This window comes from Methylobacterium sp. J-001, assembly GCF_022829565.1.
GTDB lineage: Bacteria > Pseudomonadota > Alphaproteobacteria > Rhizobiales > Beijerinckiaceae > Methylobacterium.
Window position 1 is genome coordinate 224,946 of record NZ_JAKSYN010000227.1, and the last position, 13,183, is coordinate 238,128.

Here is a 13,183-nt window from a genome sequence, read left to right on the forward strand (position 1 = left end):
ATCGGTTCCGAAAGCCCGCGGCCACCGTTCGGGATGATGCTCTAGCCGTCGAGCTCCGGGTACCGGCGAAAGATCCCGTCCTCGTTGAACGGTATTCGCCGCTCGCTCCCCAGGTAGGCGGCGATCCGCGGGCGCTGCGCCACCGCCTCGTGCAGACGGGCGACCCGGGGCGTATCGCGCAGGACCGCCGCGGTGGCCTTCGGGAAGGCGTAGCGCAGGCCGGCGACGAGCTGGAACAGGGAGAGGTCGGCATAGGACAGTGTTGCGCCGACCAGATGCTCGCCCCCGTTCCCCTCCAGCACGCGCTCGAAATAGCCCAGGAATTTGGGGATGCGCGCTGCGCAAAACCCCTGCGCCCGGCGCAGCGCCTCCGGCTTCTGGTCGGCGTAGTAAAGGCTCACGCCGAGGGGGTGATGGGTGTCGTGGGCCTCGTCCACCGCATCCGCGATGGTGAGCTGGAGCTGGTGCGTCCAGATCCGGTCCGCTTCCCTGTCGCCGACGAGGCCGAGGCGGGGCCCGAGATAGAGCAGGATCGCCGGACTCTGGCCGATCACGACGGCGCCGTCGCGCAGGAACGGCGGTGCGAAGGGCGGGCGCGGATCGTGAGGATCGGCGAGGCGGTCGAGCATCGGCTCGATGCCGCCGGCATCGTTGTCTTGGCGCGCCACGTCGACGTAGTCGGCGCCGGCTTCTTCGAGGGCGAGGCGGACGAACTCGCCGCGCCCCTGGATCATCGGCCAGTAATGCAGCTCGTAGGGCATCGTGTCTCCTCGACCGAGACAACGCCGTGCCCGCGCGCGGTTCCCGCTCAGTTGGCCGGAGCGTCGCCGTCCGTGGCCTTCTCGGGCGGCGGCTCGGCGCTGGCCACCGTCTTGTGGGCCAGCATCGGCTGCAGATGCTCGGCGAGCTGCTGGTCGAGGTGCTTGACGTAGGCGCCCTTGAAGTAGCGCTCGCCGGTCTTGGCACCGTAGATCCGGTCATGGGCCTGGATCATCGCGGCCACCTCGGGGCGGCACAGGAAGCCGGTGATGCCCACCGCCTCGTACCAATGGCCGGCCCGGGCCTCGGCGGTCGCCTTGGGGTTGGCCAGCACGGTCTCGGCGAAGCATTCCGTCGCCGCCTGCCGCAACGGGGCCAGGATCTTCTCGGCCTCCGCCTGATTCACGGCGGGAGCGACCGGGTGGCGGTGGGGACGGGCCTGCGCCGTGGAAACCAGCGTGAGGACGGCGAAAGTGGCGAGGATCGTGGACTTCATGCGGGCGGCCTCGTCGGGTGTCCGAACGGCGTTCAGCATTCCCTCATGATTGCGTCGGGATCGGGGCTGAGGGAAGACTGCATCCGCCCGATCTCGGGCAAGAGACGGACCATTTCGCGACGGGGTCAGCGGCGGCGCTCGGGCCGCCAGCGGCCGCAGCATGTGTCGGCGCCGGAGGCGACCCAGGTGCCGGTCCCGAACCCGGTCGAGCCGAGGCGGCCGGCACCGTCCGCGGTGGCGGCGATGCCGCTGGCGATCGTGCCGCGTACCCCGCCGTTTCCGGCATCGTTGCCCTGCACGACAAAAGCGGTCCCGACGAACCGCGCTTGGCCGTCCTCGATCCGCACCGGGTCCCGGCAGGCCGGGTCGCAAGCGCAGGCCTTCGTGCGGTTCTCGACGCTCCACGTGCCGTCGAGCCGACCCAGGATCGGGACGCCCCGCGGCAGGGCCGTCGCGGGGATAGAACGTCCGAGGATCAGCTTGCCCCGATCAGCCGCCCGAAACGGTGTCGGATCATGGCGACGGTCGGGGCAGGCGGATTCGCGGTCGTCTCAATTCTTCGGGGAAGGCCGCATGGCGGCGCGAAGGGCGCCGTTGAGCAGGGCCACCAAGTCGCAGCCGGCGTGCAAGAAGGCGTGCACGCCAGCCGCCTGCAGCGGATCCAGAAGATCCGTCGGTTTGCCGGCAAGATAGATCGTTCCGGCACCCGCCTGGTTCAGGGCTTCGGCGGCCGGCACCGCCTGATCGGCATAGATCTTATCGGTGGAGCAGATGCAGGCGAGCGCGGCGCCGGACTCCTTGAAAGCCGCCACGAGGGCGGCCGGATCCGTGAAGCCATCGTTCGACACGGCCTCGATGCCACCGGCCGCGAAGGCGTTCGCCGCGAAGGTCGCCCGGGCGTTGAACGCCGAGACGGAGCCGAGATTGGCGAGGAACACGGCCGGTCGGCGGCCGGTCTTGGCGAGGTAGGCGTCGGAGGCGTCGCGCAGCGCCTCGAAGGGCTCCGCCAGGCGGATCGACGGGAGCGCATCGCAGGCGACCGCCGAGCCCGAGCCGAAATTCGAGCTGGGGCCGGCAGTCACCGGTTTCACGTCAAGCACCGTGACCGGCTTCTCGGCGAGATTCGGGAACTCGCTCGCGCCGGTCAGGGGCTCTCGGCGGGTCGCCACCGCCTTGGCCCGGGCCTCGCGGGTGGCCTCGATGCGCCGCTGCAGCTTGCCGACGCTGAGCGAGGCGACGATGCCGCCCTCGGCCTCGATCGCCTGGAAGGCCTCCCAGGCCGCCTCGGCAAGCTGGGCGGTCAGGGTCTCGAACCCGCCCGCACCGGCTGCGGGATCGCTGACCCGGGCGAGGTGCGATTCTTCGAGCAGGACGATCTGGCTGTTGCGCGCCACCCGCCTGGCGAAGGCGTCGGGCAAGCCGAGCCCCAGAGTGTAGGGCAGCACCGTGACGGTATCGGCCCCGCCCATACCGGCCGAGGCGGCGGCCATGCCGGTGCGCAGGATGTTCACGAACGGATCGCGCCGCGTCATCATCCGCCACGCGGTCTCGGCGTGGAGGCGCAGGGGCTTCGGCTCCAGACCGCAGGCCTGCTCGATCCGAGCCCAGAGCCGGCGCAGGGCGCGGAACTTCGCCACCGTCACGAACTCGTCGGCATCGGCGGGGAGCAGCACCGAGATCCGGTCGCGGGCTGTGGCGAGGTCGTGGCCGGCCGCTTCCAGGCCGCGCAGGTAGGTGACCGCGGTGGCGAGCACGGCCGCCAGCTCCGCCGCCTCGCCGGCCCCGGCCTCGTGGTAGGGGCGGCCGTCGGCCACGAAAGCCCGGCCGGTGAAGCCCGCCGCTACGAGGTCCGACACGGTGGCGGCCAGCCGCGGGGCGATCTCGCTCCAGACCGCGCCGAGGCTGCCGGTGGCGGCCAGCGTGCCGACCGGATCGATGCCGAGGTCGAGATCGTAGCTGGACAGGTCCTCGCCCCGGTGCGCCGCAAGGCCCTTCACCAGGCCGGCGACTTCGAGGCCGCGCGCGCCGGCATCGAGGCGCAGGCTGATCAGCGGCAGCATCACGCCCTTCAGCACGGCGTCGAGATCCGCGACGCTGCCGGCGGTCAGGCCGTAGCCCCGGGCGGCGGCTGAGCCGGCGAACACGAGTGCAAGCGCGTCGGCGCCGCCTTCGAGGTCGGTCATCGCCTGCGCGTTGGCGGCGGCGATCTCCGGGTGGTCGACCCGCTGGGAAACCCGCCAGGGCCCCGGCTCGCGGAAGGGTTGGGCGGTCGGCTCGGCCCGGGGATAGAGCGGCTCGATCCGCAGGCCGTCGCTCGTCCGGGAGACCAGCCGCTTCTCGAAATCGGCGCCCTTCAGGACATTGTCCACGAGGCCGAGCCAGCGCGCCCGGTCGGCGGGCTCGAACAGGTCGGCGAGCTGTGTGTCTTCCATCGGAACGTCCCTGGGCGCGGCGTCTTGTGCACCGCTTTCAGGGACGTGCGTCGCATGCCGCTCGGCCGGAGGCAATCGCCCGAGGGCTGAGGATTGTTATCCGAGGATGATCAGCCCGGCGAAGCCCAGGGCACCGACAATGATCCGCCACCAGGCGAACAGCCGGAACCCGTGGCGCGACACGTAGTCGAGCAGCACGCGGACCACGAACAGGGCCGAGATGAACGACACGATGAAGCCGATCACGATCAGGCCGACATCGTCGCGCGACAAGTATTTGTAGTTGTCGAACAGGTCCTTGGCGAAGGCGCCCGCCATGGTCGGCATCGCCAGGTAGAACGAGAACTCGGTGGCGGAGCGCTTGTCGGCGCCCATCAGCATCGCGCCGACGATGGTGGCGCCCGAGCGCGAGACGCCGGGGATCATGGCGAGGCACTGGAAGATGCCGATCTTCAGGTCCATTGGCAGGGTGAAGTCGTAGACGTCGGTCTTCTTCACCTCGAGGTCGGTGTCGTCGAGGACGAGAAGCACCAAGCCGCCCGCCACCAGGGTCGCACAGACGATCCATGGGTTGAACAGGTAGGCCTTGATCACCTTCGAGAAGAGCCCGCCGATGATGGCGGCCGGCAGGAACGCCACCAGGATGCCGATCACGAAGCGGCGAGCCTGCGGATTTGTCGGCAGCGCTGTGGCGATGCCGATCAGCCGGCGGAAATACACCGCCAGGATCGCCAGGATCGCTCCGAGCTGGATCAGCACCTCGAAGGTGTTGTTGGGCGAGTGGAACCCGATGAAGTGGCCGACCAGCAGCTGATGGCCGGTGGATGAGACCGGGATGAACTCGGTCGCGCCCTCCACCAGGGCGAGCAGGACCGCCTTGCCGATGCTTGCCGGATCCATTGTCGAGCCTCGCGCCGCGGGCGCGCGACCGCTCCTCGTGAGCGCGCCGCGGACCATGGGAAAATTGCGCCCGGAGGCTTCGCCCATCAGGGTTGACGGGCAGTTACCGGAACAGGCAGCGCGTGTTAAGGGCTCGGCAACGATCGAGCAATAACGCTCGCTCTGAAGTCCTGCGCGCCGAAGACCTGCGCGCCTGGGCCGACGACCGGCGCGGGACTGGCCGCGCCGTCAGACCGAGCAGTCCTGACGGCCTCAATGGCGACCCTCTACCACTTCCCCTTCTGCGCGAACTCTCGGTTCATCCGTCTCGTCCTGGCCGAGATGGGCCTGGAACCGACGCTGTTCGAGGAGCGCCCCTGGGAGCGCCGGGACGACTTCCTGCTGATCAATCCGGCAGGCTCCACGCCCGTGCTGCTGGAACAGACCGGTCTCGTGGTGCCGGGGGCCGGGGTCATCGCCGAATACCTCGACGAGACGCGCGGGCTCGGCCTCTCGGGACGCCGGATGCTGCCCGACGACACGGTCGAGCGCGTCGAGGTCCGGCGCCTGCTCGACTGGTTCCTGATCAAGTTCGACTCCGAGGTGACCGGATACCTGGTCAACGAGAAGATCTCGAAGCGCTTCATGTCGTCCCATGAGGGCGGCGGGCCGCCGGACATGAACGCGATCCGGGCGGCGCGCACCAACGTGCGCTACCACCTCAAATACATCGGCTACCTGATCGCGCGGCGGCGCTGGCTCGCCGGCGACAACCTGACCTATGCCGATCTTGCGGCGGCCGCCCACCTTTCCTGCGCCGACTACCTCGGCGATGTCCCGTGGGACGAGGACGAGATGGCGCGCAACTGGTATGCTCGGGTCAAGTCGCGGCCCTCGTTCCGGGGGCTGCTGGCCGACCGGGTGGCTGGCATGCCGCCGGCGGCCCATTACGCGGATCTGGATTTCTGAACCCGAGACGGACCTATCACGGCGCCGATCTGCGTCGCCTCGTCGAGGCGCGGGCGCAGCATCTCGGCTTCTGCGGGCTGCGGATCACCCGGCCCGACCGCCTGCCGGACCTGCCGGACCGTCTGTCGCGCTGGCTCGGCGAGGGCGCTCACGGCACGATGGACTGGATGGAAGAGCGCGCCGATCAGCGCGCCAGCCCGGTCGGCCTGTGGCCGGGCCTGCGCAGCATCCTGGTGCTCGCCATGAGCTACCGCCCGGACGACGATCCGCTCGAGCTTGTGACCCGAACGGATCGCGGCGCCGTCGCCGCCTACGCCCGGCGGCGCGACTATCACGAAGTGTTGAAGGGCAAGCTCAAGGAACTCGGCGGCTACCTGTCCGCCAAGGGCGACGTCCGGGTGAAGGTCTTCTGCGACACCGCGCCGGTGATGGAGAAGACGCTCGCCGAGGCCGCCGGGCTCGGCTGGCAGGGCAAGCACACGGTGCTGCTGTCGCGCGAGCACGGCAACTGGCTGCTGCTCGGGGCGATCTACACCAGCGCCGAGTTCGAGCCGGACGAACCCGGGCGCGGCCATTGCGGCTCCTGCCGGGCCTGCCTGGAGATCTGCCCAACCGACGCATTCCCGGCACCCTACCGCCTCGATGCCCGTCGCTGCATCTCGTACCTGACCATCGAGCATGCCGGGCCGATCGCGGAAGAATTCCGGACGGCGATCGGCAACCGCGTGTTCGGCTGCGACGACTGCCTCGCCGTCTGCCCGTGGAACAAGTTCGCCCGCACCGCCGCCGATGCCCGGCTCGCCGCCCGGGCCGATCTCGAAGCGCCGGCCTTGGCCGATCTCGCCGAATTGGACGACGTATCCTTCCGGAGATTCTTCGCCGGGACGCCGGTGAAGCGCACCGGCCGGGACCGGTTTCTGCGCAACGTGATGATCGCGGTGGGCAATTCCGGCGATCCGCACCTCGCCGCATCGGCGATCGCGCGGCTGGAGGACGACTCGCCCCTGGTGCGTGGCATGGCGGTCTGGGCCTGCGGCCGGCTCCTGACGCCGGTCGCCGTGCAGGCGCTGCATCGCCGGCACGCACCGGCCGAGACAGATTCGCACGTGCGCGACGAGTGGATCGCCGCCGCCGCCTTGACGGAGGCCCGGGCCGGCGAGACATCCGCGGCATGAACCTTTTCATCTTCGGGCTCGGCTTCACCGGCCGCCGTTTCGCCGAGCGGGCGCGTGACCGCTTCCAGACCGTGCGCGCCACCGTCACCGATCCGGTGGCTGCCGCGCGCTTGGCCGCCGAGAGCGGCTTCACCGTGCGCGCCTTCGGGCCGGAGGCCGACGATCCCCGCATCGTAGACGACCTCGCCGACACCGACGCGCTCCTCGTCTCGGCACCGCCCTCCGAGCAGGGCGACCCGGTGCTGCGGCGCTACGCGGAGGCGATCGCGGCGAGCCGGATCGGCTGGATCGGCTATCTCTCCACCATCGGTGTCTACGGCGACCAGGGCGGCGCCTGGATCGACGAGACCACGCCGGCCGCGCCGCGCAGCGCCCGGTCTCGGATCCGGGTCGAGGCTGAGGCGGCCTGGTTCGACTTGGGCGCCCGGACCGGGAAGGCCGTGCAGGTGTTCCGGCTCTCGGGGATCTACGGCCCGGGGCGCAACCCGATCGTGAAGCTGCGCGAGGGCCGCTCGCAGCGCATCGTCAAGGCGGGGCAGGTGTTCAACCGCATCCATGTCGACGACATCGCCACGACGCTGCTGGCGTCACTGGACCGTCCGCGACCGGGTGCCGTCTACAACGTCACCGACGACGAGCCGACGCCGCCGCAGACCGTGACCGAGCACGCCGCCGCGCTCGCCAACCTGCCGCTGCCCCCCGAGATCGATTTCGAGACCGCCGACCTGTCGCCGATGGCACGCAGCTTCTACGGCGAGAACAAGCGCGTGCGGAACCAGCTGATCCGGGACGAACTCGGCGTCGCACTCGCCTATCCGACCTATCGCGAGGGGCTCGCCGCGCTCAAGGACCAGGCCTGATCAGGCTTCGAGGTGGCGCGGCCGGATGAGGCGGCGGAGCAGGCCGCCGCGCGGTCCGGCCAGCATCGAGACGAGGTAGAGCGCCCCGGCGGCCAGCACGATGGCCGGGCCGCTCGGCAGGTCGAGGTGGTAGGACAGGCTGAGGCCCGACACGCTGGCGATCACCGCGATCAGCATCGACACCGGGATCAGGCCGCCGAGATCGCGCGCCCAGAACCGGGCCGCCACCGCCGGCAGCAGCATCAGGCCAACCGCCAGCAAAGTCCCGAGCGCCTGGAAGCCGCCGACGAGGTTCACCACCACCAGCGCCAGAAAGGCGAGATGCACCGGGCCGCCGCTACGGCTCACCGTGCGCAGGAACAGCGGATCGACGCATTCCATCACCAGCGGCCGGTAGATGGCGGCCAGCGCCACCAGCGTCAGCGTGCTGATGCCGCCGAGCAGGATCAAAGCAGCATCGTCGAGCGCCAGGACCGAGCCGAACAGGAAGTGCATCAGGTCGATCTGCGAGCCCCGTAACGACACCAGCAGCACGCCGCCGGCGAGCGAGATCAGGTAGAACGCCGCGAGGTTGGCATCCTCGCGCACCACGGTGGCCCGGGTGACCGCACCGGCGAGCAGCGCCACCGCCAAGCCGGCCACGAGGCCGCCGAGGGTCATGGCCGGCAGCGACAGGCCGGCGACGAGAAATCCCGCCGCCGCGCCGGGCAGGATCGCGTGGCTCATCGCGTCGCTCATCAGGCTCATCCGGCGCAGGGTCAGGAATACCCCGACCGGCGGCGCAGAGACCGACAGGGCCAGGCAGCCCGCCAGCGCACGGCGCATGAAGCCGAACTCCACGAACGGCGCGAGGATCGGCCCGAACGGATCGATCACGCGGCGTCCTCGTGATGGTGGGTGTCCAGGCCGTGAGACCCGTGATCGTGGCCGTCCACCGGCCGGGGACCGCCGCAGATTGCCGCGCCCTCGTCCCAGGCTTCGGAGAGATTGCGGGCGCGCACCAGATTCTCCGCAGTCAGAACCCGCGCGGTCGGGCCCCAGGCCACGGGTTCGCGGGCGAGCAGGAGCGTCGTCGGGAAATGCTCGCGCACCTGGGTGAGGTCGTGCAGGGCAGCAACGACGGTGCGGCCCTGGCCGTGCCAGAGGCGGATCAGGGCCAGCAGATCCTCGACGGTGCGATTGTCGATGCCGGTGAACGGCTCGTCGAGGAGCACCACCGGGCAATCCTGCAGGATCAGCCGGGCGAACAGGGCCCGCCGGAACTGGCCGCCGGAGAGGGTGCTGATCGGCCGTGCCTCGAACCCGCCGAGCCCGACCGCGTCGAGGGCCGACCCGATCTCCGGTCGCCACCGCGTCAGGCCGCGCCAGGATCCGGCCTTCCGCCAGAGTCCCATGCCGGCCAGATCCATGACGCTGAGTGGAAAGCTGCGGTCGATTTCGTCGGCCTGGGGCATGTAGGCGAGGGTGCCGAAGCGATCGATGTGACCCTCCAGGCAGGGGATCTCGCCGGCCATGCCTTTCAGCAGGGTCGACTTGCCGGCACCGTTCGGCCCGACCAGAGCCAGCAGGTCGCCGGCACGCACGACCCCGGAGAGGTGGTGGACCGCCGGATGCCGGTCGTAGCCCAGGGTTAAGCCGACGAGCCGGAACGCATCCTGTGTCGTGGGCCGGATGCTCATGCAGCAAGCGCCCAGGCGATGAGCAGCCAGACTATGGCCGAGAGGCCAGCGGCGAAGGCGAGGCGCGGGCCGATACCACTGCGGAACAGGGATCGCGGAGCTGCCCGGCTGGGATGGGGATGGGTGGGCAAGACGTCCTCGTCGCGCGCTCGGACCGGCGCGGGGACCTTTCGGGCTACTGGTGCGGTCCGGGGCAGCAGTGATACACTGTAACATTCCCGCCGGACAACCGGCGGTTTTCCGGTTGGAGCGATCATGCACCGTCACGAGGGTCACGACGCGTGCCACACAGGCGTCGGCGACATGCTCGCGCGGGCGGAGACCATCTGCCGGGAGCGCGGGCTGCAATTCACGCCCCTGCGCCGCGACGTGATGGAGGCAGTGGCCGAGGCCGGGAAGGCCCAGGGCGCCTACGATATCGCCGAGAAGCTCAGCGCACGGGGAAAGCGGGTGGCGCCCGTCTCGGTCTATCGCGCCCTCGATTTCTTGATGGAGCAGGGCCTGGTCCATCGGATCGCGAGCCGCAACGCCTTCATCCCCTGTCCCCACGGGCACGCCCCGGGGGAGGGGGTGGTCTTCCTGATCTGCCGGACTTGCGGCGTCGTCGACGAGGCGTCGTCGAAGGCATTGGAGGACGGTCTCGACCGCACCCTGAAGCGGGCGGGCTTCACGCCGGCCCACAGCATCCTGGAGGTCGAGGGCGATTGCGGCGCCTGCCGGGAGCGCCGGCAGGATTCCTGAGGCGCCCTCGCTCAGCGGGCGTTCTTGTAGGCCCGGCGCGAGACGATCGTCTGGATCATGATCTGGATGTCGAACCAGATCGACCAATTGTCGATGTAATGCAGATCGCAGGCGACGCGCCGCTCCATGTCCAGGTCGGTCAGGGTCTCGCCGCGATAGCCGTTGACCTGCGCCCAGCCGGTGATGCCGGGGCGCACGTTGTGCCGCCGGGCGTAGAGCGCGATCCGCCGCTCGAAGCTGCGATCATGCGCGAGTGCGTGGGGCCGTGGGCCGACCAGCGACATTTCGCCCCGAAGGACGTTCAGGAGCTGGGGAAGCTCGTCGAGATTGGTCCGACGCAGGATCGCACCGACCTGGGTGATGCGGCTGTCGTTGCGGGTCGCCTGCTTGAACACCGCGCTGGCATCCGCCCGCATTGAGCGGAACTTGAACACGCCAAAGGGCTGCTGATTGAAGCCATAGCGCTTCTGGCGGAAGAAGACCGGCCCAGGGCTGTCGAGCTTGATCGCCACCGCGATGAAGGCAAGCAGCGGCGAGAGCGACACCAGGGCGATCGCCGCCACGACCAGATCGAGGGCGCGCTTCAGCACGATCTCGGCGACGTTGAGCGGCCGGCGCCCGATATTGATGCCGGACACACCGCCGACCCGGGCGACCTGCATATCGGGGAACCGATCCAGCACGCTGCCCGGTCGAAGATGCAGGGCGGCCGGCACGCGCAGGAACGCATCGATGCAGCGCTCCACCTCGGCAGTGTCGGTCCACGGCACCAGCACGAAGACGTCGTCCGGCCGCAGGAACCGGACTACCGACACGGCGAGGTCGAGATCCTCCTGCAGCTGGTCGTGCCGCGACACGGTATCGGCGCCCGGGTCGATCCGGCGCAGGTAGCTGGTGCCGACGATCCGGGAGCCGAGCTGGTCAGCCTCGTGGCTGGCGTAGAACTTGGCGATGTCCTCCTCGTAGCCGACTAAGTGGACGCGGCTGGCCGAGGCCGAACCGGAGGCAAGGCTGCGCCGCACCAAACGGGTCGCCACCGTGCGGGTCGCCACCAGGGCGGGCAGTCCGAGGACGAAGGCGGTGATCGAGACGATGCGCGAATAATCGTTGGTGGTCTTGGTCAGGAAGCCGACGACGAGCACTGCGGCCCAGGCGACCAGCCAGAGCGAGGCCATGCGCTGAAAGTTCAGCCTCTGCGCCATGATGCCGTCGAGGCTGTAATCCTCTCGCAGCACGTTCGTCGCGACAATGATGGCGCTGAGCAGGGCAGCGAGCCGCAGGCTGCGGAAGCTGGTCACCCAAAAGCTGTCGCCGGCGAAGGCGAGTTGGTAGCCGAACTCGACGGTCAGGATGACGACGAGGATCGCCGCGATGTCGGCCAGAGCCAGCGATGACGACAGGGCCATCCGTGCCACCGCGCGACCGCGACGCGGCAGGAGCGCGGACCATACGCTGCGACGGCGTTCGGCCGAGGTCGGCAAGGCCTGAAACGTCTCCGGAACCCGCTCGTGAAACATCTGGCCCGCCACGTCCCGGTTTGATCGGACTTTGTACCGGTCTGAAACACGAAAGATTTCAGCGCCGGCATCTGCCGATGACGGAGCAAGGGGTGAGCCGCGACGTACAGTGATTCGGCCACTTCGGAATGGGCGCCCATGTAGGCGAACGCCTGGCCGCCGGCAATACATGGTAAATGCTAAGTCACCGGAATACAGACACATACCGTTCGCCCCGGCACCAGAGTCTGATACCAGCGGTTGCGTTGTAATGTCGGTTTCTTGCTAGACGGTTGAATTCCGTCGCAGCGCGAAGCTTGGCCATTGCGGCTGTAAAGCCGAACGAATCGACGCCGCTGGTTTTGCGTGCCGGGCAAAGAGTCTGGCAATAAAAAACGCCCGCCGCCGATCCGGCAGCGAGCGCCTTCAAATGTTATGTCCTGCGGCGTCAGACGGCGTCGGCGTGGGGTCTGGTCTCGCTCGCACCGCCGACCGTCTGCACCATCTCGAAGCCCTCGAATTGCGGATGACCGAGATAGAGTGGCTTGGTCGACGGCGCCCGGCTGTGCGCCTTGCGGAACTGCTCGGAGCGGGTCCAGGCCTCGAAATCGCTCCGTGACCGCCAGACAGTGTGCGAGGCGTAGAGGACGTGGTCCTCGTGCTCGGGCCCACGCAGAAGGTGAAACTCCACGAAGCCTTCCATTTCGCCGAGATGGCTGTCGCGGCCGAGCCAGACGGCCTCGAAGTCCTCGGTCGCATCCTTAACGACCTTGAAGCGATTCATCGCGATAAACATGGTGTTCTCCATTCGCACATCGGATTTAGGCCTTGAACCCCGCGCAGGCGAGCCCTGCTGCGGCGACGCAGCGCGCGGGATGGACTGGGGACAGTTTGCGGATCGACATTTCCGCAACAATGTTTCGGAGATACGTCAGGTTAAACCACAAGATGTAGACTTAGACTTGCGGAGCTTAACAACTTCGTGTCCAATTGCCTGACGGTTCGTATTGTGTCGCAGTCGGGCTGTTGGCCGACTGCTATAGCGCTCAGGGTCGATGTGGATTGTTTGTCGACGGAAGAGAGCGGATCACAATAAGGGCTTAGAGCTGTGGCCGATTGCAATGCAGGCGGCGGCTGCTCTAGCGTGTGGCACCGCACTCTAGGTGTAGACAGGATATGAGATTGAGGGTCGGACGGTGAAGCGGCGCGATAGCGAGGCGAGAGCACCGGATCCGCAAGGGGACGCTGTTCAGGCCGCGGAAAAGGATGTGAACAATCAGACGATGCCGAAGCAGACGACCGACGTGGATCGTCTGGTGGGTATTCGCATCACCGCTCTGCGGAAAGCGCGCGGTCTGAGCCAGACCGCCCTCGGCAATGCCGTCGGCGTCACGTTCCAGCAGGTGCAGAAGTACGAGAAGGGCCAGAATCGGGTCGGCGCCGGCCGGCTGCGCGAGATCGCGCGCCTGCTCGAAGTGCCGGTTTCTGCCTTCTTCGAGGAGAGTGAGCCCCGCGAAAATTCGCAGGAAGACGTCTTCGGCTTTCTCAGCGCGCATGGCGCGATCGAGCTGCTCCGCGCCTACGCACAGATCGAGGACGAGCAGATGCGCCGGGACGTGCTGGCGCTGGTGCGCAGCGCCGCGCGCCTCGCGCAGTCCCGCTCCGTGGCGCCCGCGGCGGACTCCGCCTGATCTTCG

The 13,183-nt window shown here is 68.7% G+C and carries 14 protein-coding genes; 5 read left to right on the forward strand and 9 right to left on the reverse strand.

Going from position 1 to position 13,183, the window contains the following annotated elements; translation table 11 throughout:
- Positions 1 to 41 precede the first annotated feature (41 nt).
- The 5 genes from MKK65_RS30675 to MKK65_RS30695 all read right to left on the reverse strand — a co-directional run bounded on the left by MKK65_RS30675 (position 42) and on the right by MKK65_RS30695 (position 4,587).
- On the reverse strand, positions 42 to 761 hold the full coding sequence (locus MKK65_RS30675) for a glutathione S-transferase family protein (RefSeq protein WP_243961963.1): 720 nt from the start codon (positions 759 to 761) through the stop codon (positions 42 to 44).
- A 47-nt stretch (positions 762 to 808) separates the two neighbouring features.
- The gene (locus MKK65_RS30680; RefSeq protein ID WP_243962060.1) at positions 809 to 1,255 is read right to left on the reverse strand and encodes a hypothetical protein; all 447 of its coding nucleotides are present in this window, start codon (positions 1,253 to 1,255) and stop codon (positions 809 to 811) included.
- 125 nt (positions 1,256 to 1,380) lie between these two features.
- On the reverse strand, positions 1,381 to 1,602 hold the full coding sequence (locus MKK65_RS30685) for a hypothetical protein (protein WP_243961964.1): 222 nt from the start codon (positions 1,600 to 1,602) through the stop codon (positions 1,381 to 1,383).
- Positions 1,603 to 1,806: 204 nt separating this feature from the next.
- Entirely contained in the window at positions 1,807 to 3,687 is a 1,881-nt protein-coding gene (locus MKK65_RS30690; protein WP_243961966.1) for a methylmalonyl-CoA mutase family protein, read from the reverse strand.
- A gap of 96 nt (positions 3,688 to 3,783) precedes the next feature.
- Entirely contained in the window at positions 3,784 to 4,587 is an 804-nt protein-coding gene (locus tag MKK65_RS30695; protein WP_058192678.1) for an undecaprenyl-diphosphate phosphatase, read from the reverse strand.
- A gap of 255 nt (positions 4,588 to 4,842) precedes the next feature.
- Between MKK65_RS30695 and MKK65_RS30700 the strand changes: the two genes are divergently transcribed.
- From MKK65_RS30700 to MKK65_RS30710, 3 genes are read left to right on the forward strand one after another with little or no spacing between them, the layout of a single operon-like run.
- Positions 4,843 to 5,535, forward strand: a complete 693-nt coding sequence (locus MKK65_RS30700; RefSeq protein ID WP_058192679.1) for a glutathione S-transferase family protein — start codon at positions 4,843 to 4,845, stop codon at positions 5,533 to 5,535.
- 29 nt (positions 5,536 to 5,564) lie between these two features.
- On the forward strand, positions 5,565 to 6,710 hold the full coding sequence (queG, locus tag MKK65_RS30705) for a tRNA epoxyqueuosine(34) reductase QueG (protein ID WP_279597057.1): 1,146 nt from the start codon (positions 5,565 to 5,567) through the stop codon (positions 6,708 to 6,710).
- Positions 6,707 to 7,570 (forward strand): SDR family oxidoreductase, encoded by an 864-nt coding sequence (locus MKK65_RS30710; protein ID WP_243961968.1) that lies wholly within the window; start codon positions 6,707 to 6,709, stop codon positions 7,568 to 7,570. Before queG ends, MKK65_RS30710 begins: the two co-directional genes overlap by 4 nt.
- Here MKK65_RS30710 and MKK65_RS30715 read toward each other — a convergent pair whose 3' ends face one another.
- Both MKK65_RS30715 and MKK65_RS30720 read right to left on the reverse strand, forming a co-directional pair.
- Positions 7,571 to 8,395, reverse strand: a complete 825-nt coding sequence (locus MKK65_RS30715) for a metal ABC transporter permease (RefSeq protein WP_243962063.1) — start codon at positions 8,393 to 8,395, stop codon at positions 7,571 to 7,573.
- 47 nt (positions 8,396 to 8,442) lie between these two features.
- On the reverse strand, positions 8,443 to 9,249 hold the full coding sequence (locus tag MKK65_RS30720) for a metal ABC transporter ATP-binding protein (RefSeq protein WP_243961969.1): 807 nt from the start codon (positions 9,247 to 9,249) through the stop codon (positions 8,443 to 8,445).
- Between the two features lie 255 nt (positions 9,250 to 9,504).
- Between MKK65_RS30720 and MKK65_RS30725 the strand changes: the two genes are divergently transcribed.
- Positions 9,505 to 9,990 carry a transcriptional repressor gene (locus MKK65_RS30725; RefSeq protein ID WP_243961970.1) on the forward strand — a complete coding sequence of 162 codons (486 nt, stop codon included), beginning with the start codon at positions 9,505 to 9,507 and terminating at the stop codon, positions 9,988 to 9,990.
- A gap of 11 nt (positions 9,991 to 10,001) precedes the next feature.
- On the opposite strand, the gene MKK65_RS30730 is transcribed toward MKK65_RS30725, so the two are convergent.
- Positions 10,002 to 11,507: an undecaprenyl-phosphate glucose phosphotransferase gene (locus MKK65_RS30730; RefSeq protein WP_243962065.1), complete on the reverse strand. Its 1,506-nt coding sequence runs from the start codon at positions 11,505 to 11,507 to the stop codon at positions 10,002 to 10,004.
- A gap of 427 nt (positions 11,508 to 11,934) precedes the next feature.
- Entirely contained in the window at positions 11,935 to 12,282 is a 348-nt protein-coding gene (locus tag MKK65_RS30735; RefSeq protein WP_243961971.1) for an antibiotic biosynthesis monooxygenase family protein, read from the reverse strand.
- A gap of 487 nt (positions 12,283 to 12,769) precedes the next feature.
- Between MKK65_RS30735 and MKK65_RS30740 the strand changes: the two genes are divergently transcribed.
- Positions 12,770 to 13,177 (forward strand): helix-turn-helix domain-containing protein, encoded by a 408-nt coding sequence (locus MKK65_RS30740; protein WP_243962066.1) that lies wholly within the window; start codon positions 12,770 to 12,772, stop codon positions 13,175 to 13,177.
- The last annotated feature ends 6 nt before the right edge of the window (positions 13,178 to 13,183 follow it).